We start from the raw sequence: 25680 nt of genomic DNA on the forward strand, positions 1-25680 counted from the left end.
TCGATCCAATGGACATGACCTCACCCCAGGCGGCCGGCGCCGCACAGACGGACATCGCGGTCGAGATCACCGGTCTCGACAAGTGGTACGGCTCCTTCCACGTACTCAAGGATATCGGCCTCAGCGTGCGGGCCGGCGAGCAGGTCGTCATCTGCGGCCCCTCCGGCTCCGGCAAGTCGACGCTCATCCGCTGCATCAACCAATTGGAGCAGCACGAGCGCGGCCGCATCATGGTCAACAGCCGCGAGGTCGGGCCGAAGGTGCGGGACATGCACGAGATCCGCCGCGACGTCGGCATGGTGTTCCAGCACTTCAACCTCTTTCCGCACCTCACCGTGCTGCGCAACTGCACCCTTGCGCTGACCCGTGCCCGCGGCATGGCGCGCCGCGAAGCCGAGGCGGTCGCCCGGCATTATCTCGAGCGCGTGCGCATCCCGGAGAAGGCGGACAAGTACCCGAGCCAGCTTTCCGGCGGCCAGCAGCAGCGGGTGGCCATCGCCCGCGCCTTGTGTATGAACCCGAAGGTGATGCTGTTCGACGAGCCGACCTCCGCGCTCGACCCGGAGATGATCAAGGAGGTGCTCGAGGTCATGACGCGGCTCGCCGAGGACGGCATGACCATGCTCTGCGTCACGCACGAGATGGGCTTCGCCCGCAAGGTGGCCGATCGCATCGTCTTCATGGACGGCGGTTGCATCGTCGAGGAAGCGCCGCCGGCCACGTTCTTCGACGCGCCGAAGACAGACCGGGCCCGCCTCTTTCTCAGCCAGATCCTCTAGCCTGGCCAAACTGGAAGCATGGCATGTCGCAGCCGAGCATGATCTGGTCCGCCGTCGATTTCGAGCGTGACGGCAAGCAGGTGGACTACCTGCGCCTGCCCCACTCCTCGGACCTTTCCGCCTACGGCTGGATCCCGATCCCGCTCATCGTGATCAGGAACGGCACGGGCCCCACCCTGCTCCTGACCGCCGGCACCCACGGCGACGAATACGAAGGCCAGATCGCGCTGATCCGCCTCGTGCAGGAACTGGCGGCGGAACGCGTCAACGGCCGGGTCATCGTGGCGCCAGCGCTCAATTTCCCGGCCGTCATGGCCGGACGGCGGGTGTCGCCGCTCGACGACGGCAATCTCAACCGCCTCTTCCCCGGTCGGGCGGCCGGCTCGCCGACGCAGATGCTCGCGCATTACGTCGACAGCGTCCTCTTCCCGATGGCCGATGCCGTCATCGACCTGCATTCCGGCGGGCGCTCGCTGGACTATCTGCCGCTCGCCCTCGCCCATCCGGGCCGCACGCCGGAGCATGCCGCGCACGTCAGGGAACTGATCGAGGCCTTCGGCGCACCAGTCAGCGTGCTGACCGACGGCAGCGGCGGTGGCGGCGCGACGACGCTCTATGCGCGCGCGGCCGAGCGGGGCATCCCGGCCCTGACGACCGAGCTCGGCGGCGGCGCGACATTGTCGCCCGACGGCCTGGCCGTCGCCGAGACCGGGCTGCGCCGCGTCCTCGCCCATTACGGCATCGTGCCCGGCATGGCCGAGACCGGCCCGAGCGGCACCCGCCTCATGCGTTCCCTCGGCCGCGCCGCCGCGGTCTATGCCCCGGAGAGCGGGCTGTTCCAGCCCTCCGTTGCGGTCGGCGCGCGCGTCACCGCCGGGCAGGAGGCGGGCCGCATCTTCTTCCCCGACAGCCCCATGCGCGAACCGGTGACGCTCACCTTCCCCGCGAGCGGCATGGTGAGCTGCCGGCGCTTCCCCACCCTGACGGCGCGCGGCGATTGCCTGTTCAATCTGATGGACGACTGCTGAGCGAGGACCGTCTCGACGCTCATTGGACAGCCTCGACGAGGCCGGGCATCGTTCAGCCGCCCGACCTCTCGTGCGGCTGCATCACCGCGCGATCCAGCCGCGCTTCCTCGCCTCGGCGGCGAACCATAGGAGGAAGACGCCGATGGCGAAGATGAGCAGGGGAAACGGCAAGGCCACGAAGCCGAGAAGGCCGATCGCGTCCATGACGAGGAAGGTGTAGCCGAACTGCAGGACGATGGCGGCGAGCGACACGGCGAAAGCCGGCACCGCCCAGCCTTTGCGCAGGACGAGCCCGAGCGCGCCGGCAAGCCCGCTGAGGATGGCGAGGCCGTAGACGGCGAAGAGCCACTGCGGCCGCGCGGCGTAGAGCTGGCGCTGCGCCTCGCTCATCCCGGCGACGGTGGCCTCATCGGTCATCAGGTCGACGGTCCAGGCCATGGCGCCGAAGAGCATCCACAGGAGGGCAAGGCCGGCAACCAGCCAGTACCAGTGCGGCGGCCGGTCGGTCGCAGATATCGAAACCATCTCTTTTCCCTTTCGTCTGTCAGGATGAGGCCCGGCCCGCGTGAGCGGCTTCGAGCGCTGCGATGTCGAGCTTCTTCATCTTCAAGAGGGCGTCCATGACCCTCTCGGCGCCTTCCCGGTCGGGGCCGGAGAGCATCTTCGGCAACACGGCCGGCACGATCTGCCAGGAAAGGCCGAACCGGTCCTTCAGCCAGCCGCATTCCTGCGCCGTGGCGTCGCCGCCCGCACCGAGCCCCTCCCAGTAATGGTCGACCTCGCGCTGGCTGTCGCACAGCACCTGGAAGGAGAAGGCCTCGGTGAAGCCGAAGCCGTGCGGCATGCTGCTGTCCATGGCGCTGAAGCTCTGGCCGGCCAGCGCGAAGCGCGCGTATTTCACGTTGCCCTCGCGATCGTTCTCGCCCGGTCCGTAGCGGTGCAGATCCGCGATCTCGGCCGCGGGGAAGAGGCTCGTATAGGCGCGCATCGCCTCCTCGGCCTTCCCGGCCACATTCCCGGTGAACAGGAGCGACGGCGTGATCTCGATGGCGGTGCGCGGCGAACGGTCGAGCATGATCTGCCAGGACAGGCCGAAGCGGTCGCTCAGCCAGCCAAATCTGTCGCTCCAGTCGTAGCGATCGAGCGGCATCAGCACGTTGCCGCCCTCGGCAAGCCGGTTCCAGAGCCTGTCGACATCGGCTTCTGAGCCGCAGTGCACGAAGAGCGACACGGCCGGCGTGAACTTGAAAAGCGGGCCGCCGTTGAGAGCGAGGAAGTCGCGCCCGGCAAGGCGGAACTCCACCGTCATCACCGAGCCTACCTCGCGGCCGTGCACCTCCTGGCCGGCCTTGCCGTAGCGCGTGACCGTGCCCGTGGCGGAATCGGGCAGGAGCGACGCATAGAGCGCCGCCGCCTCCTCGCCCTGATGGTCGAACCACAGGCAGGGAATGATGGGCGGATGGTGGGTCATCGTCTCCTCCTCAGGCGGGCATCGCCGACGGATCCATCCAGAACAGCTCCCAGATGTGGCCGTCCGGATCCTCGAAGCTGCGCTCGAACATGAAGCCGTGATCGCCCGGCTCGCGCGCTTCCTTGCCGCCGGCCGCGAGCACCTTGTCCATCATGGCGTTGACGGCCTCCTTGCTGTCGAGCTGCAACGCCAGCAGCACCTCGGTCGTGCGGGTCGCATCCGCGATGTCCTTCTTGGTGAAGCGGCGCAGGCTGCCCGGCGTGTGCAGCATGGCGAAGATGGTGTCGGAGATGACGAGCGCCGCCGCCTCGTCATTGGTGAAGCGCTGGTTGAAGGAATAGCCGAGCGCCTCGAAGAAGCGCATCGAGCGCTTCAGGTCCGAGACCGCCATATTGACGAAGATCGCGTTGGCCATGGGTGGCTCCGATCGGGATTGAAGGGCGTTTCGAGCCGGCTCAGGCCGGCTGGCCGGCACGCGGCTCGGGCTGGAGCATGCTGACGCGGTTTCCTTCCGTATCGTAGAAGGAGACGTATTCGCCGACGCCGGGGATCGCCATCGGCTCGCCGAGCACCTCCCCGCCCGCCTCCGTCACCTTGCGCATCGCCGCCCGGATATCCTCGACCGCGACGACGACGGACGGATATTGCGCCGGCCACTCGGGATTACGCCCGTAGAAGCCGCCATTGATCATGCCCGGCTTGACCGGAGCGCATGTTTCGGGATCCGTTTCGGTCGTCGATGCAAGGACATAATGGCCCATCTCCGGGCCTAGCATCTCGGTCTGCCAGTCGAAGGCCGAGCGGTAGAACGCCGCCATGCGCTCGCGGTCATCGTAGGGCATCTCGAAATGGACGACGGGACACATTCCACTCATGATTGGCCTCCGGAAGGGAGAAGAGAGCCGCCCGCGGCCGCGCCGCTGCTTCGGCGACAGGGCCTCCTCGCCAGCCGCCTGCCGGCGCATCCGAGCAACCTCGCATAAAAAAGGTTGATATCAACGCTTCTCGAGATTGTCAACGCGAGAGCCGGAGCGCGGGTGCCCGTCAGATAATTGTCCGAAATGAGCGCCTAACATGAGGCCTGGGCCATCCGGCTCGGATCCAGCACAGGAGCGAGGCATGAAGATCAATCGTACGGGATCGGCTGTCTGGTCGGGAGGCCTCAAGGACGGCCGCGGCGCCCTCTCCACGCAGAGCGGCGCCCTGAAGGATTACCCCTACGGCTTCTCGAGCCGCTTCGAGGGCGTGGCGGGCTCGAATCCGGAGGAGCTCATCGGCGCGGCCCATGCGGGCTGCTTCACGATGGCGCTGTCCCTCATCCTGGGCGAGGCGGGCCTCACGGCCGAGCGCATGGAGACGACGGCGAAGGTCACGCTGGAGCAGGCAGACGGCGGCTTCTCCATTCCGGCCGTGCACCTGACGCTGAAAGCCCGCATCCCGGGCGCGGACGACGCGAAGTTCCAGGAGCTCGCCGCCAAGGCCAAGGCCAACTGCCCGGTCTCCAAGCTGTTGAAGGCCGAGATCACCCTCGACGCAACCCTCGAGGGCTGATCCGGGATCAGGAGGCTAGGCCCCTCACCTCTCCTCCTTCTTCAGGAGGTAGGTGTCCATGATCCACCCCTTCCTCGCCCGCGCCGCCTGCTTGGTGCGGGCGATCTCCTCACCGACGTCGCCGAGACGGCCGGCGATGACGATCTCGTCCGGCGTGCCGAGATAGGCGCCCCACCAGATGTGCGTGTCGGGATCGAGCCCGGCGAAGGCAGTGCCGCCGTCGAGCATCACGACGGTCGTGCCCTCCCCGTCGAAATCCTCGCCGAGGCGCCGGCCCGTGGTGACGGTCACCGGCTTGCCGATGTCGTTGAGGACGACGCGGTGGCTCGCGGCGAGAGCCTGGATGCTGGTGATGCCGGGGATCACCTCGATGGCGAGCGTCAACGCCCCGCGCGCTTCGACCCGCTCGAGGATGCGCAGGGTGCTGTCGTAGAGCGACGGGTCGCCCCAGACGAGGAAGGCGCCGGTGCGGGCCTCGTTGAGCGCATCACGGATGAGCGCCTCGTAGATCCCGGCGATGGCCTCGTGCCAGTCCTCGACGCCGCTGCGGTAGCCGCCGGAGGCATCGCGCTGCGGTACAGCAAAGGAAACGCGGCGCACGCCCGCCCGCTCGATGAAGCGGTCGCAGATCCCGCGCCGCAAAGCCGCGAGCTCCTCCTTCTCCGCGCCCTTCTCGGGAATGAAGACCACGTCCGCCCGATTGAGCGCCTTGATGGCCTCAACGGTCATATGCTCCGGGTTGCCGGCGCCGATGCCGATGACGAGGATGTTGCGCTGCATGAATGGCTTTCGTCACCGATGAACGGGTTGAACGGGTCGAGGATGCGGGCACCGCAACCGACGATGTGGTCCCGTTCCGCATCAGCGTTCCTTTCCGGGAGGGATACCGGAAAGGAGGAACCCGCTCAATCCGGCAGCACCCGGATGTCGAGGAGCGCCTGGCGCCGTTCCTCGCGCACCGCGGTGAGCGCCGCGGCAATGGCCGCGGGCACCTCTGCCGGGTCGGTGACGCGCCGGCTCCAGGCACGGCTCGCGGCGGCGGTCTGGGTGAAGTCGGGCGACGGCTTCAGCGCCGTCAGCGGCATCTCGTTTGCCCGGGCCGCATGGCCGCCCGGATAGAGCCCGGCGACGGAGGCGCGCACGGCGCCCCATTCCTCGTTGTTGAGCACGATCACCAGCACCGGCAGGGCGAGCGCCTCCGCGATCTGGTGGCAGACCGTCGGGTTGGCGAACATGTAGGAGCCGTCGCCCATGGTCGCGACGCAAATCCGGTCGGGCTCCGCCAGCTGGGCGCCGAGGGCGCAGGGAAAGCTCCAGCCGAGCCCGCCGGAATGCGGCTCCTGGAACCACGAGCGATATTCGCTCCGCTTGAGGGTGCCGAGCTGGGTGCCGAGCTCGGAGAAGACGCTCGCCTCCAGCCCATCGAGCGCCTCGCCGAGACACAGGCTGACATAGGCCTTGGTGATGCCGCGGCGCACGTCCGCCGCCTTCTCGCGCGCCGCCCGGCGCGTTGCCTCCGAAGCCTCGGCGAGCCGGGCCCGCCTTGCGGCGATGGCCGCCTCGTCGCGGGCAAGACCGGCCATCGCATCGATGAGCGCCGGCACCGTCACGGCGCTCTCGCCGGCGACGGCGACATCGCAGCGGAAGTTGCGCACCGGGAAGCGACTGAACAGCGGGTCTGGCCCCATGTGGATGACCCGCGCGTCGGGGCGCAGCGCGTGCCTGTCCGGCCACCACGGGGCGAGGCAGTCGAGCACGAGGACGACGTCGGCCTCCGCGAGCCACGGACCGGGATCGGCGCCGACGTGGCAGGGATGGTCCGTGGAGATGGCGAGATGCGTCGCCCACCAGGAGCAGACGGCGATGCCCCATGCCTCGGCCCAGCGGCCGAAGGCGGTAAAGCTCGCCGCATCGCCCGCCCCGCGCTGGGCGATGACGAGCGGCCGCTCGGCCCCGGCGAGGAGGCGCGCGGCCTCGGCCAGGGCCGCGGCATCGGGCGCGACGGCAACGGGGCTCAGGCTCGGCAGGCCCTCCAGCCCCTCGCGCGGCGTCGCCTCGCACAGGGTCTCGCGCGGCAGCGACAGATAGACGGGTCCCTTCGGCGTCGAATTGGCGATGGCCCAGGCCCGGTCGAGGAGGCCGCCGACCTGCTCCGGAAACTTGAGCTCGTAGTCCCACTTGCAGGCCTCGCGCACCAGGGCCGTCTGGTCGCGCATCTCCTGCCCCCAGGCGATGGGCACCGTGCGGGCGCCGAAGCGCTTCTCCTCCGTCACCGGCGTGCGGCCGGACATCAGCAGCATCGGCACGTGCTCGCAGGCCGCGTTGATGGCGCCGGTCGCGCCGTTCGACAGGCCGACGTTGGTGTGCAGCATCACGGCCTGGCTGCGCCCGCTCATGAGGTAATAGCCGTGCGCCATGCCCATGGCCGCGTGCTCGTGCGGGATGACGAGCGCGCGCGGCAGCGGGATCTCCTTCGCCGCCGCCTCGGCCAGCCCCTCGATCACGGGCGGGAAATCGGTGCCGGAATTGGCGAAGACATAGTCGACGCCGAGCGCCTTGAGACGCGTGAAGATGGCGCCGCCGGCGGTCATCGTGTCCATGGTCTAGCCTCCCAGCACTTTCGGCAGCCAGAGCGTTATCATGGGGAAGGCGACGAGCAGGGCGACGCGCACCAGCTCCGCCGCGAAGAAGGGCATGACGCCCTTGAAGGTCTCGCTCATCGGCGTGTCCTTCGCCATCGAGGAGATGACGAAGACGTTCATGCCCACGGGCGGCGTGATGAGCCCGAGTTCGACGACGATGAGGGCGAGGATGCCGAACCAGATCTTGAGATCCTCGGTGCTCATGCCGAAGCCGGCCGCGTCCGCCGTCTGGTAGAGGCCGCCGTTCACCTCGACGAGGACCGGCCAGAAGAACGGGATGACGAGCAGGATCATCGACAGGCTGTCCATCAAGCAGCCGAGGACGACGAGCGCGAGCAGCAGGAGCAGGAGGACGGTCATCGGCGCGAGGCCGGAATGAGCCATCCACTCCGCCGTCGCCTGCGGCACGCCGGCCCGGGACATGAAGATCTTGAGCATCTCCGCGCCGAGCAGGATGAGGTAGATCATGCCCGTGGTGCCGGCTGTCTCGAGGAGCGATCCCTTCACGCCCGCCCGGTCGAGCTTGCCGCGGAAGATCCCGAAGACGGCGACGAGGAAGACGCCCACGGCAGCCGCCGGGGTCGGATTGTAGAGCCCGGCATAGATGCCGCCGATGACGAGGCCGAAGATGACGAGGACGGGCACGATGCCCTTCGTCGCCGCGATGAACTCGGCCCGCTCTCCGGCGCTGCCGCGGGGGCCGGCGTCCGGCCGCACGAGGACGTAGATCGCGATCGTCAGGATGAAGAAGACGACGGCGATGAGGCCCGGCAGCAGGGCGGCCATGAACATCGTGACGATGTTGGCCTCGACGATGACGGCATAGATGACGAGGACGACGGAGGGCGGGATGAGGATGCCGAGCACGCCGCCGGCGGCGAGCGTGCCGGTGGCGAGCGCCCCCGAATAGCGGTAGCGCGCCAGCTCCGGCAGCGCGACGCGCCCCATGGTCGAGGCGGTGGCGAGCGAGGAGCCGCAGACGGAGCCGAAGCCGGCGCAGGCCGCGATCGCCGCCATGGCCGTGCCGCCGCGCAGCCAGCCGAGCCATGCGTTCGCCGCCCGGAAGAGGTCCTGGCTGAGGCCCGCTCGCGTCGCGAGCGCGCCCATCAGCACGAACATGGGCACGACCGAAAGGTCGTAGACGGAGAACTGGCCGTAGGCGAGCGTCTTCAGCTGGCTCATGAAGATCGCCGGGCCGTTGAGGAGCGTCACGCCCACGCCGCCGACGAGGATCATGGCATAGGCGATGGGCATCCTGATCGCGATGAGGAAGACGAGGACGCCGAGGCCGGCAAGGCCGATGAGGAGCGGTTGCGTCATGCGGTCAGGCCCTGGCGTCCCGGACGTTCCCGAGGAACGTCATGACCGCGGCAATGGCGAGGAGGAACAGCGAGACGAGGAAGACCGCATAGGCCATCCAGTGCGGCAGCTGCAGGATCGCGGTGGTGTAGCTGTAGGCCTTCTGGTCCAGCATGCCGGCATACATGCGGGTCAGCAGCAGCAGGCTGAAGCCGAGCGCGACGAGCGAAGCGAGCGCCGAGAGCGCCGCCACCCAGCGCGGCGGCAGGCCGGCGGTGAAGATGTCGGCCGTCACGTTGCAGTGGTTGAGCTGGCAATAGGGCAGGAACATCGAGGCCGCAACCGCGACCCCCATCTCCGTGATCTCGAAATCGCCCGGGAAGGGGCGCCAGAGGGCGCTGCCGGCGACCGACAGCACGTTGACCACCACGACGAGGGCGATGAGGGCGCCGCCGGCGAGCGCCCAGACGGTGATGAGGGTGTGGAGGGGGCCGAAGCGGCCGCCCCCCTCCTCCTTGACCTGCATGGACATCAGTTGCTGCCGCCGTGCTTGGCGATGAGCTCGCGTGCCTTCTTGACGAGCGCCTCGCCATCGATGCCCTGGCCCTTCACCTCGCCGATCCAGCGGTAGACCACGGGCTCGAGCGCGGCCTGGAAGGCGTTGGTCTCCTCGGGCGTCAGCGTGATGTGCTCGTTGCCGGCGGCGACGGCGACCTTGATGCCGCGCTCGTCGATCGCACGCCACGTGTCCCCGGCCTTGGCGAGCCAGGCCTCGTCCGAGGCGTCACGGAAGGCCTTCTGGATCTCCGGCGGCAAGGCGTCCCAGCGCGCCTTGTTCATCGACACCTGGAAGATGCTGGTGCCGAAGCGCGTCTGGTCATGGCCCTCGATCTGGTACTTGGTCTGGTCCTGGATCTTCAGCGCCGGGATGATCTCCCACGGAATGAAGGCGCCGTCGACGACGCCCTTCTGCAGCGCCTGCGGCAGCTCCGGCACCGGCATCGCCGCCGGGGCGGCGCCGAGCGCCTCGATGACCCAGGCGCCGGTGCGCGTCGGGATGCGCATCTTGAGGCCCTTGAGGTCCGACGGCTGGCGCACCAGCTTGTCGCGCGTCTGGATGGCCTGACCCGCATGGGCATGCAGGAACATCACCTCGACGCCCTTGTACTCCTCCTTGAGGTCGCTCTCGAACATCTCGCGCATGGCGAGGTTCGCCGCCTTCGGATCGTTGACGAAAACGAAGGGCAGCTCGAACACCTCGGTGCGCGGGAAGAGACCCGGCGTGTAGCCGTTCAACGTCCAGACGAGGTCGACGACGCCGTCACGCGCCTGCTGGATGAGCTCGGGCGGGCGCCCGCCCAGCGTCATGTTGGGGAAGATCTCGATCTTCACCCGGCCGCCGGAGTTCTGCTCCACCTGCCGCGCCCACGGCTCCAGCATGTCCGTCTGCGCCGGCGCCTGCTGGCCGAGGAAATGATGCAGCTTGAAGGTGAATTCCTGCGCGGCCGCGCCCGTCGCCGCAAGGCCGGCGAGTGCAAGGCCGAGGACTGCCTGACCGATCCAGTTCCGTTTCATCGTTCTCCTCCCTGAGCTGGTCGCCCACCCTCGTGGGAAACCGGGCGGGGCGGCCGGTTGTTGTTGTTCTCGCCGCCCCAATTCTCGTGAAAGCTCTCCCCGTTCAGAAGGGATAGTGCTGACCGGGATCTTCGATGGTCACCCACCGCAGGTCCGTGAACTCCGCGATCGCCGCATGGCCGCCGAAGCGGCCGTAGCCGCTCGCCTTGACGCCGCCGAAGGGCATCTGCGGCTCGTCCGCCACCGTCGGCCCGTTGATGTGGCAGATGCCGGACTGGATGCGCCCGGCCACCTTGAGCGCGCGGCGGATGTCGCGGCTGAAGACGGCCGAGGACAGGCCGTATTCCGTGTCGTTCGCCACCCGCACGGCCTCCTCCTCGCCGTCGACCCGGATGACCGGCTTGACGGGGCCGAAGGATTCTTCGCCGTAGACGCGCATCTCGCGCGTCACGTTGTCGAGCACGGTCGCTGCGACGATGGTGCCCTCGCGCTTGCCGCCGGCGACGACTTTGGCGCCTTTGGCGACGGCGTCGGCGATGAGCGCGTCCATCTTCTCCGCCGCCTCGCGGCTGACGAGCGAGCCGATGACCACCTGACCACGCGGATCGCCCGCCGGCAGCGCCGCGGCCCGGGCCGCGAACTTCTCGGCGAAGACATCCGCAATGCTCTTGTCGACGATGATGCGCTCGGTCGACATGCAGATCTGGCCCTGGTGCATGAAGGCGCCGAAGATCGCCGCGTTGACGGCGGCGTCGATGTCAGCATCGTCCAAGACGATGAGCGGCGCCTTACCGCCCAGCTCGAGCAGGACGGGCTTCAGCTCCTCGGCCGCGAGCCGTGCGATGACCTTGCCGATCTTGGTCGAGCCGGTGAAGTTGACGTGCCGCACCGCCGGATGGGCGATGAGCGCCGCCACCACCTCGGCCGCATCGTCCGGCGCATTGGTGACGACATTGACGACGCCCTTGGGGAAGCCGGCGTCGGCGAAGACCTCGCCGATGAGCCGGTGCGTCGCCGGGCACATCTCGGAGGCTTTGAGGACCACCGTGTTGCCGCAGGCGAGCGCCATGGCGACGGCGCGCGTGCCGAGGATAACCGGCGCATTCCACGGCGCGATGCCGAGGCAGACGCCGCGCGGCTGGCGTACCGCCATGGCGAGCGTGCCGGGCTTGTTGGCGGGGATCACCTCGCCGGCGACCTGCGTCGTCATCGCCGCCGCCTCGCGCAGCATGCCGGCGGCGAGATGCACGTTGAAGCCGGACCAGCCGGCCGTCGCGCCCGTCTCCTCCATCATGGCGCGCGTGAAGTCCGCGGCGCGCGCCTCCATGGCATCGGCCGCCCTGGCGAGCAGCGCCCGCCGCTCGGCAGGGCCCGTCTGCGACCAGGCAGGAAAGGCACGTTCCGCGGCAGCGACGGCGGCCACGGCATCGTCCTTGCGGGCAGCGGGCGCGCGCGTCGCCACCTCGCCGGTGACGGGATCGCGGCGCTCGAAGGTCGCCCCGCCCGTCGCCCCGCAGGCCTCGCCGTCGATCAGCAAAGAGATGTCCATCGCAAATCCTCGTTCGTTCCTTCCCGCCGGCCGCCATGCGCGGCCGGGCTAGCCGCCTTCTTGCGCCCCGATGGAGCGGATCTGCCCGACGAGCCGCCCCGCTGTCGCGAGCGCGGCCCCGGTTGCCGCGAGCATCTGCGGCAGCACGAGCCATTCGAGCGTCCAGGCGGCGCCGGAGCGCTCCTGCTCGTGCACCATCGCGCCCGAGAGAGCCCCCGCGAGGGCGGCGTTGTAGCGCGCGAGCGCGACGAGAACCTCGGCGCCGACGGGATTTTCCTTGTGCGGCATGGCGGACGAGCCGCCGCCGCCCGCGAGGCGAATGTCGCCGAGGGCATTCTGCGCCATGAGCGCGATGTCCTGCCCCATCTTGCCGAGGCTGCCGGTGACGAGGGCGAGCCAGCCGCCGAACTCGACGATGCCGTCGCGCGCGGTGTGCCAGGGGCGCTGGGGCGCGGCGAGATCGAGCAGCCCGGCAAGGCGCCGCGCGACAGCCGGCCCTTGATCACCCAGCTTGTCGAGGGTGCCGACGGCGCCGCCGAACTGCAGGACGAACAGCCGCGGCGCCAGTTCGGCGAGCCGGGCGCGGTGGCGCGCGAGCGGCTGCCGCCATGCGGCGATGCGGTCGCCCGCCGTGATCGGCAGGGCGTCCTGCATGCGCGTGCGGCCCATCAGCGCCTTGCCGCCGAAATCCCGCTCCAGCCAGGCGAGCGCCGTGTCGAGCTCTGTCAGCCGTGCGTCGAACCTGGCTGCGAGCTCCTTCAGGCGCAGCACGAGAGCGGTGTCGACGACATCCTGGCTGGTGGCGCCGAAATGCAGATGCGCCCTGTGCGGCTCCGCGAGGCCGGCGCGTAGCTGGCGCACGAGATCCGGCACGACGACGCCGTCGCGCGCCGCCCCCAGGTTGAGCGCCGCCATGTCGGGGCGGAAGGCGCCACACAAATCCTCGATCGCCGCCGCGGCGGCTGCGGGAACGACGCCCTCCTCGGCCTCGGCCCGCGCCAGCGCAGCCTCGAAGCGCAGCATCGCCGCAAGCTCCGCCTCCAGCCCCATGAGCCCCCTCGTCTCCTCATCGCCGAGGAGGCCGGAGAGAAACGGATGGTCGAAGGGCGAAGCGCTCATGCCGTCACACACCCTCGAGCGCGATGGCGATGCCCTGACCGACGCCGATGCACATGGTGGCGAGGGCGTGACGGGCCTTGCGGGCGGCGAGCTCCAGCGCCGCCGTGCCGGTGATGCGGGCCCCTGACATGCCGAGCGGATGGCCGAGGGCGATGGCACCGCCGTTCGGATTGACGTGCGGCGCGTCGTCCGCGATGCCGAGCCCGCGCAGCACCGCGAGCCCCTGCGAGGCGAAGGCCTCGTTGAGCTCGACGACCTCGAAGTTCTCCGGCGCCATGCCGAGCCTGAGGCACAGCTTGCGCGTCGCCGGCACCGGGCCGTAGCCCATGATGCGCGGCGCAACCCCGGCCGCGGCGCCGCCGAGAATGCGCGCGATCGGCGTGAGCCCGTGCCGTTTCGCCCCGGCCTCGGAGGCGATGACGAGCGCGGCCGCGCCGTCGTTGACGCCGGAGGCGTTGCCCGCCGTCACCGTGCCGCCCTGGCGGAAGGGCGTCGGCAGGCGCGCGAGCGCCTCGAGCGTCGTCTCGCGCGGATGCTCGTCGCGTTCGACGACGACATCCGGACCCTTCCGCTGCGGGATCGCGACCGGCACGATCTCGCGGGCGAGGCGGCCGGAGGCGATGGCAGCGGCGGCGCGCTGCTGCGAACGCAGGGCGAAAGCGTCCTGGTCGGCGCGCGAGACGCCGAACTCGGCCGCCACGTTCTCACCCGTCTCGGGCATGGAATCGACGCCGTACTGCGCCTTCATCAGCGGATTGACGAAACGCCAGCCGATGGTCGTGTCGTGGATCTCGGCATGGCGCGAGAAGGCGCTCTCCGCCTTCGGCATGACGAAGGGGGCGCGGCTCATGCTCTCGACGCCGCCGGCGATCATGAGCTCGGCCTCGCCCGCCCGGATGGCGCGCGCGGCTGTGAGCACCGCGTCCATCCCGGAGCCGCACAGGCGGTTGATGGTGGTGCCCGGCACGCTGTCCGGCAGGCCTGCGAGCAGGAGCGCCATGCGGGCGACGTTGCGGTTGTCCTCGCCCGCCTGGTTGGCGCAGCCGAAGATGACGTCGTCGATCGCCGCCGCATCAAGCGCGGCGTTGCGGGCGAGGAGCGCCCGCAGCGGCACGGCGGCGAGATCGTCCGCCCGCACGCCGGCCAGCGCCCCGCCGAAGCGGCCGATGGGGGTGCGCACGTAGTCGCAGATGAAGGCTTCCGCCATCAGGCCACCTCCTGCCCGCCGTGCGCGGCGGCCGTGCGGGCCTTCAGGGCGCGCAGGGTGTCGAGCTCGAGCGCCGTCGGGGCCGGCGTCTCGGTAAGGCCCGCCGCAAAGCGCACCTGCCAGCCGCAGGTCTCCTGCACCGCCTCGCGCGTCACGCCCGGATGAAGCGAGGTGACGGTGAATTCCTTCGTCTCCGGGTCCGGCTTCCAGATGGCGAGGTCGGTGATGAGCAGCGTCGGGCCCTTGGTCCTGAGGCCGAGCCTCTCGCGCGCATGGCCGCCCTCGCCATGGCCGAAGGAGGTGAAGAAGTCGATCTTGTCCACGAGCCCGCGCTTCGACTGCTTCATGGTGATGAAGATCTCGCCGCAGGAGGAGGCGATCTCGGGCGCGCCGCCACCGCCGGGCAAGCGCACCTTCGGCTGGTGGTAGTCGCCGATCACCGTGGTGTTGATGTTGCCGAAGCGGTCGAGCTGCGCCGCGCCGAGGAAGCCGACGCTGATGCGCCCGCCCTGCAGCCAGTAGCGGAACATCTCGGGCACCGAGACGGTGGTCACCGCCGTCTCGCACAATTCCCCGTCACCGATGGACAAAGGCAGCACCTCCGGCGCCGTGCCGATGGTGCCGCTTTCGTAGATGAGGGTGATGTCCGGCGCGTGGGTGAGGCGCGCCACGTTGCAGGCTGCCGAGGGGGCGCCGATGCCGACGAAGCACACATCGTCGTTCTTCAGCGCCCGCGCCGCGGCGATGGTCATCATCTCGTCGGAGGTAAAGCCCGTCATCGTGCGGCCCTCAGCGCTGCAACGCGGCCCGCGAAGACGTCCGCGTCCTTGTCGAGAACGTTCTGCTTCATCCACGCCGTGAAAGCCTCCCGGTCGGCGGCGATCGCATCCCATTCGAGGTAGCTGCGGTTGTCGCGGGCGTAATAGCCGTGGGCATAGGAGGGATGGGCGCCGCCGGGCACGACGGCGATGGCCTTCACGGTCCAGTGCGGCAGCACGCAGGCGTTGGGGTGGACGCCCGCGAAATCCTCCACCACCTCCTCCACGGTCACGACGGCGCGCCTTGCCGCGAGCACCGCCTCCTTCTGGATGCCGATGATGCCCTCGATGAGCACATCACCGCGGCGGTTCGCCTTCTGGGCGTGGATGAAGGTCACGTCCGGGCGGATCGACGGCACCGCCGCCAGTTCCTCGCCGGTGAAGGGGCAGGTGACGGAGCGGATGTTGGGATTGACCCTGGCGAGGCTCGCGCCCTTGTAGCCGCGGAAGACGGCGCACGGCAGGCCCGCCGCGCCCGCCTCGTAGGCGTTGGCCATGGCGGCGTGGGAATGCTCCTCGATCTCGACCGGATGCGGCCAGCCGTTCTCCACCGCGTCGCGCAGTCGCCGCAGCAGGCCGACGCCCGGATTGCCGGCGTAGGAGAAGACGAGCTTTCTCGCCATGCCCATGCCGATCATCTGGTCGTAGACGATGTCGGGCGTCATGCGCACCAGCGTCAGGTCGCGCCGCCCCTGGCGGATGGCCTCGTGCGCCGCCGCGTGGGGGATGAGATGCGTGAAGCCCTCGAAGGCGGCGGTGTCGCCGTCGAAGAGGTTGCTGCTGACGGCCTCGGCGAGGCTCATGAAAGTCGCCATCAGGCTTTGCCCTCAAACGTCGAAGAAAACGGTCTCGTCTTCGCCCTGCAGGCGGATGTCGAAATGGACGGTGTCGCCCTCCCGCCGGCCGATCAGCGTCGGCACGCGGGCGGGCACGACGCGGCGCAGCACGGGATCGTCCCGGTTCGCCGCCTCCTCGTCGGAGAAATACATGCGCGTGTGGAGGCCGATGTTGATGCCGCGCGCGACGATCCAGAAGCTCACGTGCGGCGCCATGGTCGCCCCCCGCGGCCCGGGCACGGGGCCGGGCTTCACGGTGTCGAAGGAGAAGACGCCCTCCTCGTCGGCGGCGCAGCGGCCGAAGCCGGTGAAGTTCGGGTCGGCGGCCCCGCGATGCTCCATCGGGCTGTTGTAGAGCCCGGCGGCATCCGCCTGCCAGATCTCGACGACGCAGTCGTTCACCGGCCGCCCCGCCCCGTCGAGCACCCGGCCGCGGATAGTGATGCGCTCGCCGCGGACCCCGTCGGCCACCATGCGGGCGCCGAGGTCCTCCGGCGTGACGCCGGTGATGCCGCAGACATTCGGCGTCAGGCCGATGTGGACATAGGGGCCCGCGGTCTGCGACGGCGTTTCCCTGAGGCGGTCGAGGTGCTGGACCATCAGTTCCCCTCCGGCCGGTTCTCGAAGAAGGTGGAGCGGCGCCCGCGCAGCACGATGTCGAACTTGTAGGCGCGGCTGTCCATCGGCACCGCATTGGCCATGTCGAGCGCCGCGACGAGCTGGGCGATGGCCGCCGGGTCGGCGATCGTGCGCACGATCGGGCATTGCGCGATCATCGGGTCGCCTTCGAAATACATCTGCGTGATGAGCCGCTGGGCGAAGCCGGAGCCGAAGACCGAGAAGTGGATGTGGGCCGGGCGCCAGTCGTTGACGCCGTTCGGCCAGGGATAGGCGCCGGGGCGGATGGTGCGGAACCAGTAACGCCCTTCGCTGTCGGTCAGCGAGCGGCCGAAGCCGCCGAAATTGGGATCGAGCGGGGCGAGATAGCCTTCCCGCTTGTGGCGATAGCGACCGCCGGCATTGGCCTGCCAGTATTCCACCAATACGTCCGGCACCGGCCGGCCGTTCTCGTCGAGCACGCGGCCGTGCACGATGATGCGCTCGCCGATGGCGGATTCGCCCGGCTTGGCGAAATTGTGGATGAGGTCGTTGTCGAGCGCGCCGATGACGTTGTGGCCGAAGGCCGGCCCGGTCTTCTCCGACAAGGTGCTCTCGAAGGAGACGAGCGCCTCGCCCGGCGCACGCAGGATGCTGGACTTGTAGCCGGGCGCATAGGCCGGCGGATGCCGGCCGCGGTCGCGCGCCATGAAGGGCGCCGCCTCGGACGCGAGATTAGAGAGCCGCTTGTCCATGCCCCTCGTCTCCATGCCCCTCGCCCTCCTTCATGCCGGCGAGCGCCTCGCGCGCCACCTTGATCGCCTGGTTGGCGGCCGGCACGCCGGCATAGATGGCAACATGCAGCAGGGCTTCGCGAATGTCGTCCATTGTCGCACCGGTGCGGGCCGTGGCGCGCACGTGCATGGCCATCTCCTCGTAATGGCCGAGGGCGGCCAGGAGGGCGATGGTGACCATGGAGCGCTCGCGCTTCGTCCACGTCTCGCGCGACCACACGTGGCCCCAGGCGGCTTCGGTGATGAGGGACTGGAACGGGCCGTCGAAACCGCTCTGGTTGGCGAGCGCCCGTTCGACATGCGCCTCGCCGAGAACCGTGCGCCGCGTGGCGAGGCCCTGGAGATAGCGCTCGGACGGTTCGTCCTCGGTCGGCATTGAGCCCTTCCTCCCACGTCCGGCTTGTCGCCCCGCGCTCGTTGCGGTGGACGGTGCCGTCATTCGTTGGCGTCATAGTGCTGCGCGAAAATCTTTCTGTAAAATGATAAAAGCGCCGCTTATGATAACCTGTACGTTATCTGTTGTGGAGGCTTGGATGGCTGACGGTCGCGTGCGCCTGCGCCACTTGAGGACCTTTCTCGAAGTCTCCCGCCAGCGCTCCATCGGCAAGGCCGCGGAGGTGCTCAACGTCAGCCAGCCGGCGGTGACGAAGACGATCCGCGAGCTCGAGGCTATCCTCGGCGCCCCTCTGTTCGACCGCGAGGGCCGCGGCATCCGCCTGTCGCATTACGGCGAACTGTTCCTGCGCCATGCGGGGGCGAGCCTCGCCGCCGTGCAGCAGGGCATCGACAGCGTCGCCCGCGCCCGGGCGGGCGGCGGCCCGCCCATCCGCATTGGCGCTCTGCCGACGGTCTCGACGCGCATCATGCCGCGCGCCATGGCGCAGTTCCTGGCGGCTGAGACCGGCAGCCAGACCAAGATCGTCACCGGCGAGAACATCGTGCTGCTCGACCAGTTGCGCCTCGGCCAGCTCGACATCGTCGTCGGCCGCCTCGCCGCGCCGGAGCAGATGGCGGGCCTCGCCTTCGAGCATCTCTATGCCGAGCAGGTCCGCTTCGTGGTGCGCGCCGGCCACCCCCTCCTGTCGGGCCGGCTCGACTTCGCGCGCATCCGGGAATTCCCGATCCTCATGCCGACGCGCGGCTCCGTCATCCGCCCCTTCGTTGAGCGCTTCCTGCTCGCCCACGGGATCGCCGAGCTGCCCGGCGAGATCGAGACGGTGTCGGACGCGTTCGGCCGCGCCTTCGTGCGCAGCTCGGATGCCGTGTGGATCATCTCCGAGGGCGTCGTCGCCGCCGACGTGGCCGACGGCCTGCTGCGGCTCCTGCCGATCGACACCTCCGAGACGCGCGGCGCCGTGGGCCTGACGACGCGGCAGGGCGAGACCGGAAATGCCGCGATGGACATCCTCTCGCGCGCCATCCGCGACACGGTGGAGGTGCTCAGGCTGTGAGCGCCGCCTCCTCACTCCGCGAGAGGGCACGGAAGCGGCTCGGCGTCACGCCCGCCGCCCGCGTGAAGAAGCGGGTGAAATAGGCCGGGTCCGCATAGCCGAGGACGATGCCGATCTCCTTGACGCTGAGGGCGCTGAATTTGAGGTAGCGCTTGGCCTCGACAAGGACGCGGCCCTCGATGGCGGAGAGCGCCGTGATGCCGAGCTCGCGCCGGCAGATGCGGTTGAGATGCGTCGTGCTCATGCCGAGCGCCCCGGCATAGAAGGACAGCGCGCGGTTGTCCCGGTAATGCCGGTCGACCAGCGCCTGGAAGGCGCGCAGGTGCCGGGCCGTGACGGCGGCCGCACCGTCCGCCGCGGCCGGGCCGGCAAGGCCGATGCGATGAATGGCGAGGAACAGCAGCACCAGCCGCGCCCTGACGGCGAGCGCCTGGCCGGGTGCCGCCCGGTCCGCCTCCTGCGCGAGGCGGGCGATGTCGGCCGCGAGCGGCGACAGCCCCTCCGTCTCGGGCCTGAGGATGCACGGCCGCGCGAAGCCGGCCAGGATGTCCGGCACCTCGGCGAGGAGCCCGGCAAGGTCGCGCTCGAAGAGCGTCAGCACGAAGCCTTCCACGTCGGGCGAGAAGGCATAGCCGTGCACGGTGAGCGCCGGCACCGTGACGAGCGCCGGCGCCGCAAGCGCCGTCTCCAGGCCGTCGAGCGTCACCCGCGCCGCGCCGCGGGCGAGGAACAGCACCTGGAAGAACTGCTCGTGCCGGTGCGGGGCGATGTGGAAGCCGTAGAGCCGGCTGCGCGACGTGATCGTCTCCCAGTGCAGCCAGTTCTGCTCCTCGGAGTAGGTGTTCTCGCCGTAGAGGGCGTAGACGGGGATGTCGGTCATGTTCGTATCGTCCAACTCTTTGTCCGCTCCGTCCATTGGCAATCGCACCTGCGCTCCACAGACTTGTCGCCAATGACGAGCGGCCGCGAAGGCCGCGGGGAGGACGATATGCGTACCCAGGTTGCGATCATCGGAGCAGGACCCGCCGGGCTCATGCTCGGCCGGCTGCTGGAGCGGGCCGGCATCGAGGCCGTCATCATCGAGCGGCGCAGCGCCGACTACGTCCTCGGCCGCATCCGGGCCGGCGTCCTCGAGCAGAGCACGGTCGAACTCCTCGCCCGTGCCGGCGTCGACGAGCGCCTGAAGGCGGAAGGCCTCGTGCACGACGGCGTCGAGATCTCCTTCGACGGCGACATGCACCGCATCGACTTCTCGGGTCTCATCGGCCGCCACGTCACCGTCTACGGCCAAACCGAGGTGACGCGCGACCTGATGGAGGCGCGGGCAGGGTCCGGCGCCCTGTCCATCTACGAGGCCGAGGACGTCTCGATCCACGATTTCGACGGCACGCGCCCCCGCGTGCGCTACCGCAAGGACGGCGTCACGCACGAGATCGCCTGCGACTTCATCGCCGGCTGCGACGGCTTCCACGGCGTCACGCGCGCCAGCGTGCCGAAGAAGGCGATCCAGATCTTCGAGCGTGTCTACCACTTCGGCTGGCTCGGCGTGCTCGTCGACAAGCCGCCCGTGGCGGAGGAGCTGATCTACGCCCACCACGAGCGCGGCTTCGCGCTCTGCTCCATGCGCTCGCCGAGCCGCAGCCGCTATTACGTGCAGGTGGACGCCGACGAGAAGGTCGAGGCCTGGTCGGACGAGCGCTTCTGGGACGAGTTGCGGCGCCGCCTCAACCCGGAGGTGGCCGAGCGGCTCGCGACTGGACCGAGCATCGAGAAATCCATCGCCCCGCTGCGCAGCTTCGTCGCCGAGCCGGTGCGCTTCGGCCGCCTGTTCCTTGCGGGCGATGCCGCCCACATCGTGCCGCCGACCGGCGCCAAGGGTCTCAACATGGCGATGCACGACGTGCGGCTGCTCGCGGATGCCTTCATCGAGCACTATGGCGACAAGTCCGGCGCCGGCATCGAGGGCTATTCGGCCAAGGTCCTCGCCCGCACCTGGAAGACGGAACGCTTCTCCTGGTGGATGACGTCGCTGCTCCACGTCTTCCCGACGACCGGCGCCTTCGGCCGCCGCATCCAGCGGGCGGAGTTCGACTATCTGACGTCCTCGCGCGCCGCCGCGACGAGCCTCGCCGAGAACTACACCGGATTGCCGGACTGACCGGCCGGGCCGCGGCCGGCGGCGAAGGCAGCGCTGCATTGCACCGGCGATATTGCATTGCGGCATGGAAGACCCTAAAGCGCCTGCCGGCAACCCATCCGGCAGGAGCAGGATCAATTGCACGCAGGTCCCATCTCCTGCCCGCCCCGCGCGTCCCGTGACGCAGCGGCCCGCGCCCCCGGTGGCCGGCCGTGAACCGACCTCTTCCGAGGGGCCGAGGCGGGCCCCGGCACACCGCAGGCGCCGTCGTCAGCCTGCCGCGCGCCTTGTCGAAGCTCGGCTTCTGCTCGCGCACGCAGGCCGAGGCCCTGATCGCCGAGGGTCGCGTCAAGCTCGACGGACGCACGGTCCGTGATGCGACGATCCGGGTCGATCCAGGCCGGGCGCGCATCACGGTCGACGACAAGCCGGTCGTCGCCGAGCGCAAGGTCTACCTGATGCTCAACAAGCCGCGGGGGCTCGTCACCACCCGCGACGACCCCGCGGAGCGGGCAACGGTCTACGATTGCCTTGACGGGCTCACACTGCCCTTCGTCGCGCCGGTCGGCCGCCTCGACAAGGCGAGCGAGGGCCTTCTCCTCATGACCAACGACACGCGCTGGGCCCAGCGCCTCCTCGACCCGGCCTCCGATGTCGAGAAGACCTATCACGTGCAGATCGACCGCGTGCCGGACGAGGCGGTGCTCGCCCGCCTCACCGCCGGCCTGACGGTCGACGGCGAGCACCTGTGCGCCAGATCGGCCGCCGTGCTGCGGGCCGGACAGCGCAACGCCTGGCTCGCGATCGTGCTCAACGACGGTCGGAACCGCCACATCCGGCGGATGCTCGAAGCCCTCGGCATCGAGGTCCTGCGCCTCGTGCGCGTCGCGATCGGCGGCCTCGCGCTGGGCGACCTGCCCAAGGGCGCCGTACGGCACCTGACGCCGGCGGAAAAGGCCCGGCTCGACCAGGCGCCGCGCTGACGGCGTCGTCAGCGCCGGAAGGCCGCGTCAGTCCAGTCGAGCAGCCCGCCGAGGAAGGCGGTCGCCATGGGCATGAAGTGGCTGCCATTGTGGTAGAAGGGGTCGAGCGTCGTCACCACCAGCCGCCCCTTGCCGCCGGCGATGCCGGGATGGTCGTAGAGCAGGGTGCCGTCGGGCCCGCCGCCCATCTCGGGCGCGATGGTGACGAGCGGGATGGCGCCCGGCGGCGGATGCAGCAGCCCGTGGAAATGCCACACCACCGAGCGCTGCGACACGTGGCGGAAGATCTCGTGGTCGGGATTGGCGATCCGGTGTCCGGGATCCGTCCCCTTGTCGAGCCACCACCAGAAATTCGTCGGCCTGAACGTCCACTCGACGCCCGGCGCCCAGGTGTGCGCCTGGTTCTCGCCGAGGACGATCAGCGTGCCGCCCTCACTGAGGTAGCGCAGGAAGAGGCGCCGCTTGGCGCGCAGGACCGTGGGGCTGACTCGGTCCGCCACCATCACGGCGGAAAAGCCGTCAAGATCGCCCTCCGCGAGATCCGGCGCATAGAAGGCATGGTCGAAACGGTCGCGGAACCGCGGCGCGTTGATCGTCTCGTGATGGTAGTAGGAACCGCCTTCGACAACCGCAAGGCTCATCGCATGCCCTCCTCAGCGGCGATCCAGTCGAGAAGCTGCGGGGCCATGCGTGCGGCGCTCGTATCCGAATCCACATAGCCCCACAGGTCCGCCCCGGCGTGGACCAGCAGGCGCCCGCCGGCGGCGGGCCTAGCCTCGAAATCGACCGGATGGCGGCCCGGGCCGAGCGCGTGGATGACACGCGCGCCGGGCGGCGGCGGATTGGCGCCGCGTCCATAGAAGCCGGCGACGCCCCGCCGGAAGGTGAGATGCGCCGGATCGACCCCCTCCCAGACGGGGTGGTCGGCGATCCGCACCACTTCGAGATCCGCGACCGTATAGTCGGGAATGGCCCGGTAGGGCGCCAGCTCGTCAAGGAACGGATAGGCGACATGCCCGCAGAAGACGATGGTGCCGCCCCCCTTCAGGAAGGCCTCGAGCTGCGCCTTACGGGCGAGCAGGTAGCGCTGATCGGCGTGGAGGCCGATCAGCAGGCCGCGATAGGCGGCAAGGTCGACGCCGCCGAGCTCGTAGAGCGGCACGACGTCGAGGCGCGAGCCGAGATCGACGCTCTTCATGAGGAAGTTGACGCCGCCCTCGGTCTGCTCGCAATCCAGAAGCAGAGCGTCGATCATCGCCGCCTCACTTGCCGAAGGCGATCGGCGCGATGAGGTCGGCCTTCACGTCGATGGTCTTCTTCAGCATGCCGGCCTCGACCATGAACTCCTGGTCGGCGGCGAGATTGGCGACGTCGGCGTCCGTCATCGCCAGGGTGAAATCGTACCAGGCGTTCATGCGGCGGGCGTCCTCGAGCGAGATCTTCTGCTCCTCGGCGGCGAGCTTCAGCGCCTCCTCCGGCTCCTTCGCCATGAAGTCGAGCGCCTTGCGATGGGCGGCGAGATAGGCCTCGACGAGATCCGGGTGCTCCTTCAGGAAGGCACCGCGCACGCCGATGACCGTCGTCGGGTTGAGGAGGCCCTTGCCGTTGACGATGACATGGCCGCCGGCCTGCTCCACAGCGAGCGCGTTGTTGCCGGCGAGCGTCGCGGCATCGACCTTGCCGGCGAGCAGCGCGGCCCGGGCCGCGCCGAGGTCCATGTTGATGTAGTCGACGTCGGCGAGCGTCATGCCGTTCGCCTTGAGCGCCGCCGCAAGCAGCTGGTTGAGAACGGTGCCCTTGGGACCGGCGACGGTCTTGCCCTTGAGATCGGCGATCGCCGCCGGCCCGCCCTTGGCGGCGAGGATGCCGTAGGCTTCCGGATTGCGGCTGTAGGCGGCGATCACCATGACGTCGGCGCCGTTGGCCTTGCCGAGGATGGCCGAGGAGCCGCCGAGGACGCTCGCGATGTCGATCTCGCCCGCCGCGATGGCCTGCACCTGCTGGGCGCCCGAGGTGATCTCCGGCGATTCCACGGTGATGCCGAAGGGCGCGAAGGCTTCGTCGAGGTAGCCCTTGGCGCGCATGACGATGGAGGGCACGTTGAAGGGCGATGCCACATAGGTGATGCGCACCGTCTTCGGCTTCTCGGCGGCCGTGGCGACGCCTGCCGCGCCGGCCAGCGAGAATGCCCCGGCAAGCGCCAGGGCGGCGGTGATGATGCTGCGGCGGGTCGTCGGGATCACGGAGTCGTCTCCTGTTGCAAGAAGGGGTCGCGGTGCAAGAAGGGGTCGCGGTGCAAGAAGTCCTGGGCGGGCTGCGGCCGCCGGCCCGCGCTACCCGAAAGGTCGTCGAGGATGGCGCGGCGCAGGGCAACGAGCTCCCGGTCCGTCGCATCGCGCGGTCGCGGGAGCGGCACCGGCCGGCGCCCGATGATGCGGCCGCCATCCATGTGAACGACCTCGTCCGCGAGCAGCACGGCCTCCTCCACGTCATGCGTGACGAAGACGACGGTCGGCCGGCGTGCCAGCCAGATGTCCGTCAGTTCGCCCTGCAGGCCGCGCCGCGTGAAGGCGTCGAGCGCGGCGAAGGGTTCGTCGAGCAGCAGCAATTCGGGTTCGAGCACGAGGGCGCGCGCCAGCCCCACCCGGCTCGCCATGCCGCCGGACAGCTGGTCGGGATAGGCGTGCCGGAAATCGGCGAGACCGACGAGCGCAAGCGCCGCCTCGACCCGCGCGGCGATCTCGACCTTCGCGACCTTGCCCACGAGGCCGAAGCCGACATTGCCGGTCACGGTGAGCCACGGCATCAGCCGCGGCTCCTGGAAGACGCAGCCGACGGTCGGTCGCCCGCGGCTGTGGCTGATCTCGCCCGTCGTCGGCGCGGTCAGGCCGGCGAGCAGGCGCAGCAGGGTCGACTTGCCGCAGCCCGAGCGGCCCACCACGACCGTGAAGCTGCCGGGCGGCAAAGCGAGGTCGACCTCCGCCAGCGCCACGACCTCCCGCTCGCGGACCGTGTAGCGCTTGCCGAGGCCACGGAGCTCAAGCATGGGTGATCTCGGTGCGCTGGCGCAGCCACGGCGCGGTGCGCGCGATCAGCCGGCGCACGCCGAAATCGGCGAGGAGGCCGAGCGTGCCGATGACGAAGATGCCGACGATGACGATGTCGGTGCGCGCCAGCTGCTCGGCATCGACGATCATGTAGCCGAGCCCCGCCGCTGAGGCGACGAGTTCGGCGCCGACGAGCGCGCGCCACCCCTGCCCGAGCGCGATGCGCAGGCCGATGACGATCGACGGCAGCGCCGCCGGCAGCACAATGCGGCGCAGGAGGTCCCGCTGCGGCAGCCCGCAGACGCGGCCGACCTCGACGAGCTTCGGATCGCACTGCGCGATGCCGCCGAGCGCGCCGAGGAAGATGGGAAAGAAGCAGGCGAGGACGATGATGCCGATCTTCTGCGCCTCGCCGATGCCGAGCCAGAGGATGAGGAGCGGCATCATCGCGAGCGGCGGCACCTGGCGCAGGAACTCCAGCACCGGTTCGAAGGCCCGGCGGGCCGCCGGCGAGACCCCGAAGAGGAAGGCGAGCGGCAGGGCGAGCGCCACGGCAAGGCCATAACCCGCAAGGATGCGCCCGATGCTCACCGCGACATGCGCGCCGAGCGTGCCGTCGCTGATGAGCTCCCAGCCCGTCGCCAGCACCGTCTCGGGCAGCGGCAGCAGGAAGGCCGAGACGAGCCCGCCCGCCGAAGCGAGCCACCACGCCGCCAAAAGGGCGATCAGGACGCAGGCGGCGCCGGCATGTCTTGCAAGACCGGGAATGGCCATTCTCTCGTACGAAGGGATGTCAC

At 69.6% G+C, this 25680-nt stretch carries 29 protein-coding genes; 6 read left to right on the plus strand and 23 right to left on the minus strand.

The genetic code is table 11. The annotated features are described in order from the left end of the window. Window positions 1-8 precede the first annotated feature (8 nt). Complete coding sequence (locus GGR16_RS17340) at window positions 9-779, plus strand: amino acid ABC transporter ATP-binding protein (protein WP_281380637.1); 771 nt, start codon at window positions 9-11, stop codon at window positions 777-779. Between the two features lie 23 nt (window positions 780-802). Further along, on the plus strand, window positions 803-1807 hold the full coding sequence (locus GGR16_RS17345) for a succinylglutamate desuccinylase/aspartoacylase family protein (protein ID WP_183317418.1): 1005 nt from the start codon (window positions 803-805) through the stop codon (window positions 1805-1807). A gap of 81 nt (window positions 1808-1888) precedes the next feature. Here GGR16_RS17345 and GGR16_RS17350 read toward each other — a convergent pair whose 3' ends face one another. The 4 genes from GGR16_RS17350 to GGR16_RS17365 are packed head-to-tail and all read right to left on the minus strand — an operon-like array spanning window position 1889 to window position 4153. Continuing rightward, window positions 1889-2332, minus strand: a complete 444-nt coding sequence (locus GGR16_RS17350) for a hypothetical protein (RefSeq protein ID WP_183317419.1) — start codon at window positions 2330-2332, stop codon at window positions 1889-1891. A 19-nt stretch (window positions 2333-2351) separates the two neighbouring features. Further along, window positions 2352-3278 (minus strand): VOC family protein, encoded by a 927-nt coding sequence (locus GGR16_RS17355; RefSeq protein WP_019400274.1) that lies wholly within the window; start codon window positions 3276-3278, stop codon window positions 2352-2354. Window positions 3279-3288: 10 nt separating this feature from the next. Next, window positions 3289-3693: a VOC family protein gene (locus GGR16_RS17360; RefSeq protein ID WP_019400275.1), complete on the minus strand. Its 405-nt coding sequence runs from the start codon at window positions 3691-3693 to the stop codon at window positions 3289-3291. Between the two features lie 40 nt (window positions 3694-3733). Then, window positions 3734-4153 (minus strand): VOC family protein, encoded by a 420-nt coding sequence (locus tag GGR16_RS17365; protein ID WP_246373150.1) that lies wholly within the window; start codon window positions 4151-4153, stop codon window positions 3734-3736. 244 nt (window positions 4154-4397) lie between these two features. Here GGR16_RS17365 and GGR16_RS17370 point away from each other — a divergent pair, with 244 nt between their 5' ends. Beyond that, window positions 4398-4829: an OsmC family protein gene (locus GGR16_RS17370; RefSeq protein ID WP_183317420.1), complete on the plus strand. Its 432-nt coding sequence runs from the start codon at window positions 4398-4400 to the stop codon at window positions 4827-4829. Window positions 4830-4853: 24 nt separating this feature from the next. Here the strand turns inward: GGR16_RS17370 and cobF are convergent, their stop codons facing one another. The 13 genes from cobF to pcaC all read right to left on the minus strand — a co-directional run bounded on the left by cobF (window position 4854) and on the right by pcaC (window position 17641). Then, a complete protein-coding gene (gene cobF, locus GGR16_RS17375; protein WP_183317421.1) occupies window positions 4854-5609 on the minus strand; it encodes a precorrin-6A synthase (deacetylating) in 756 nt (251 codons plus the stop codon). Between the two features lie 125 nt (window positions 5610-5734). Further along, window positions 5735-7429 (minus strand): thiamine pyrophosphate-requiring protein, encoded by a 1695-nt coding sequence (locus tag GGR16_RS17380; protein ID WP_183317422.1) that lies wholly within the window; start codon window positions 7427-7429, stop codon window positions 5735-5737. Window positions 7430-7432: 3 nt separating this feature from the next. Further along, complete coding sequence (locus tag GGR16_RS17385; protein WP_183317423.1) at window positions 7433-8791, minus strand: TRAP transporter large permease; 1359 nt, start codon at window positions 8789-8791, stop codon at window positions 7433-7435. 4 nt (window positions 8792-8795) lie between these two features. Further along, window positions 8796-9302, minus strand: a complete 507-nt coding sequence (locus GGR16_RS17390) for a TRAP transporter small permease (RefSeq protein WP_019400281.1) — start codon at window positions 9300-9302, stop codon at window positions 8796-8798. Then, complete coding sequence (locus GGR16_RS17395) at window positions 9302-10345, minus strand: TRAP transporter substrate-binding protein (RefSeq protein ID WP_019400282.1); 1044 nt, start codon at window positions 10343-10345, stop codon at window positions 9302-9304. Before GGR16_RS17395 ends, GGR16_RS17390 begins: the two co-directional genes overlap by 1 nt. Before the next feature lie 103 nt (window positions 10346-10448). After that, on the minus strand, window positions 10449-11894 hold the full coding sequence (locus tag GGR16_RS17400; RefSeq protein ID WP_183317424.1) for an aldehyde dehydrogenase: 1446 nt from the start codon (window positions 11892-11894) through the stop codon (window positions 10449-10451). A 48-nt stretch (window positions 11895-11942) separates the two neighbouring features. Next, on the minus strand, window positions 11943-13013 hold the full coding sequence (locus GGR16_RS17405) for a 3-carboxy-cis,cis-muconate cycloisomerase (RefSeq protein ID WP_183317425.1): 1071 nt from the start codon (window positions 13011-13013) through the stop codon (window positions 11943-11945). 4 nt (window positions 13014-13017) lie between these two features. Continuing rightward, a complete protein-coding gene (pcaF, locus tag GGR16_RS17410; protein ID WP_019402042.1) occupies window positions 13018-14220 on the minus strand; it encodes a 3-oxoadipyl-CoA thiolase in 1203 nt (400 codons plus the stop codon). Further along, window positions 14220-14999 carry a CoA-transferase subunit beta gene (locus tag GGR16_RS17415; RefSeq protein WP_183317426.1) on the minus strand — a complete coding sequence of 260 codons (780 nt, stop codon included), beginning with the start codon at window positions 14997-14999 and terminating at the stop codon, window positions 14220-14222. Before GGR16_RS17415 ends, pcaF begins: the two co-directional genes overlap by 1 nt. Continuing rightward, window positions 14996-15853 (minus strand): CoA transferase subunit A, encoded by an 858-nt coding sequence (locus GGR16_RS17420; RefSeq protein WP_019402044.1) that lies wholly within the window; start codon window positions 15851-15853, stop codon window positions 14996-14998. Before GGR16_RS17420 ends, GGR16_RS17415 begins: the two co-directional genes overlap by 4 nt. Window positions 15854-15865: 12 nt before the next feature. After that, window positions 15866-16474 carry a protocatechuate 3,4-dioxygenase subunit alpha gene (pcaG, locus tag GGR16_RS17425; RefSeq protein ID WP_019402045.1) on the minus strand — a complete coding sequence of 203 codons (609 nt, stop codon included), beginning with the start codon at window positions 16472-16474 and terminating at the stop codon, window positions 15866-15868. Beyond that, window positions 16474-17226 (minus strand): protocatechuate 3,4-dioxygenase subunit beta, encoded by a 753-nt coding sequence (gene pcaH, locus GGR16_RS17430; protein ID WP_019402046.1) that lies wholly within the window; start codon window positions 17224-17226, stop codon window positions 16474-16476. Before pcaH ends, pcaG begins: the two co-directional genes overlap by 1 nt. Further along, the gene (gene pcaC / locus GGR16_RS17435; protein ID WP_183317427.1) at window positions 17207-17641 is read right to left on the minus strand and encodes a 4-carboxymuconolactone decarboxylase; all 435 of its coding nucleotides are present in this window, start codon (window positions 17639-17641) and stop codon (window positions 17207-17209) included. Before pcaC ends, pcaH begins: the two co-directional genes overlap by 20 nt. A gap of 157 nt (window positions 17642-17798) precedes the next feature. Here pcaC and pcaQ point away from each other — a divergent pair, with 157 nt between their 5' ends. After that, window positions 17799-18716, plus strand: coding sequence for a pca operon transcription factor PcaQ (gene pcaQ, locus GGR16_RS17440; RefSeq protein WP_019402048.1), 918 nt, complete (start codon window positions 17799-17801; stop codon window positions 18714-18716). Here pcaQ and GGR16_RS17445 read toward each other — a convergent pair. Next, window positions 18706-19596 (minus strand): helix-turn-helix domain-containing protein, encoded by an 891-nt coding sequence (locus GGR16_RS17445; protein WP_183317428.1) that lies wholly within the window; start codon window positions 19594-19596, stop codon window positions 18706-18708. The two genes, pcaQ and GGR16_RS17445, sit on opposite strands and share 11 nt — an antisense overlap. Window positions 19597-19704: 108 nt before the next feature. Here GGR16_RS17445 and pobA point away from each other — a divergent pair, with 108 nt between their 5' ends. Together pobA and GGR16_RS17455 are read left to right on the plus strand one after the other, a co-directional pair. After that, a complete protein-coding gene (gene pobA, locus GGR16_RS17450) occupies window positions 19705-20874 on the plus strand; it encodes a 4-hydroxybenzoate 3-monooxygenase (protein WP_183317429.1) in 1170 nt (389 codons plus the stop codon). Window positions 20875-21065: 191 nt separating this feature from the next. Beyond that, window positions 21066-21836 (plus strand): pseudouridine synthase, encoded by a 771-nt coding sequence (locus tag GGR16_RS17455; protein ID WP_183317430.1) that lies wholly within the window; start codon window positions 21066-21068, stop codon window positions 21834-21836. Between the two features lie 8 nt (window positions 21837-21844). Here the strand turns inward: GGR16_RS17455 and GGR16_RS17460 are convergent, their stop codons facing one another. The 5 genes from GGR16_RS17460 to GGR16_RS17480 are packed head-to-tail and all read right to left on the minus strand — an operon-like array spanning window position 21845 to window position 25657. Further along, on the minus strand, window positions 21845-22477 hold the full coding sequence (locus GGR16_RS17460; protein WP_183317431.1) for a hypothetical protein: 633 nt from the start codon (window positions 22475-22477) through the stop codon (window positions 21845-21847). Next, a complete protein-coding gene (locus tag GGR16_RS17465) occupies window positions 22474-23091 on the minus strand; it encodes a hypothetical protein (RefSeq protein WP_183317432.1) in 618 nt (205 codons plus the stop codon). Before GGR16_RS17465 ends, GGR16_RS17460 begins: the two co-directional genes overlap by 4 nt. 7 nt (window positions 23092-23098) lie before the next feature. Further along, entirely contained in the window at window positions 23099-24079 is a 981-nt protein-coding gene (locus GGR16_RS17470; protein ID WP_183317433.1) for an aliphatic sulfonate ABC transporter substrate-binding protein, read from the minus strand. Then, complete coding sequence (locus GGR16_RS17475; RefSeq protein ID WP_183317434.1) at window positions 24076-24882, minus strand: ABC transporter ATP-binding protein; 807 nt, start codon at window positions 24880-24882, stop codon at window positions 24076-24078. The genes GGR16_RS17470 and GGR16_RS17475 overlap by 4 nt, the downstream gene beginning before the upstream one ends. Continuing rightward, on the minus strand, window positions 24875-25657 hold the full coding sequence (locus GGR16_RS17480; RefSeq protein ID WP_183317435.1) for an ABC transporter permease: 783 nt from the start codon (window positions 25655-25657) through the stop codon (window positions 24875-24877). Before GGR16_RS17480 ends, GGR16_RS17475 begins: the two co-directional genes overlap by 8 nt. Window positions 25658-25680 lie beyond the last annotated feature (23 nt).

Origin of the sequence: Chelatococcus caeni (assembly GCF_014196925.1) — a bacterium.
In the GTDB taxonomy this organism is placed as follows: domain Bacteria; phylum Pseudomonadota; class Alphaproteobacteria; order Rhizobiales; family Beijerinckiaceae; genus Chelatococcus_A; species Chelatococcus_A caeni.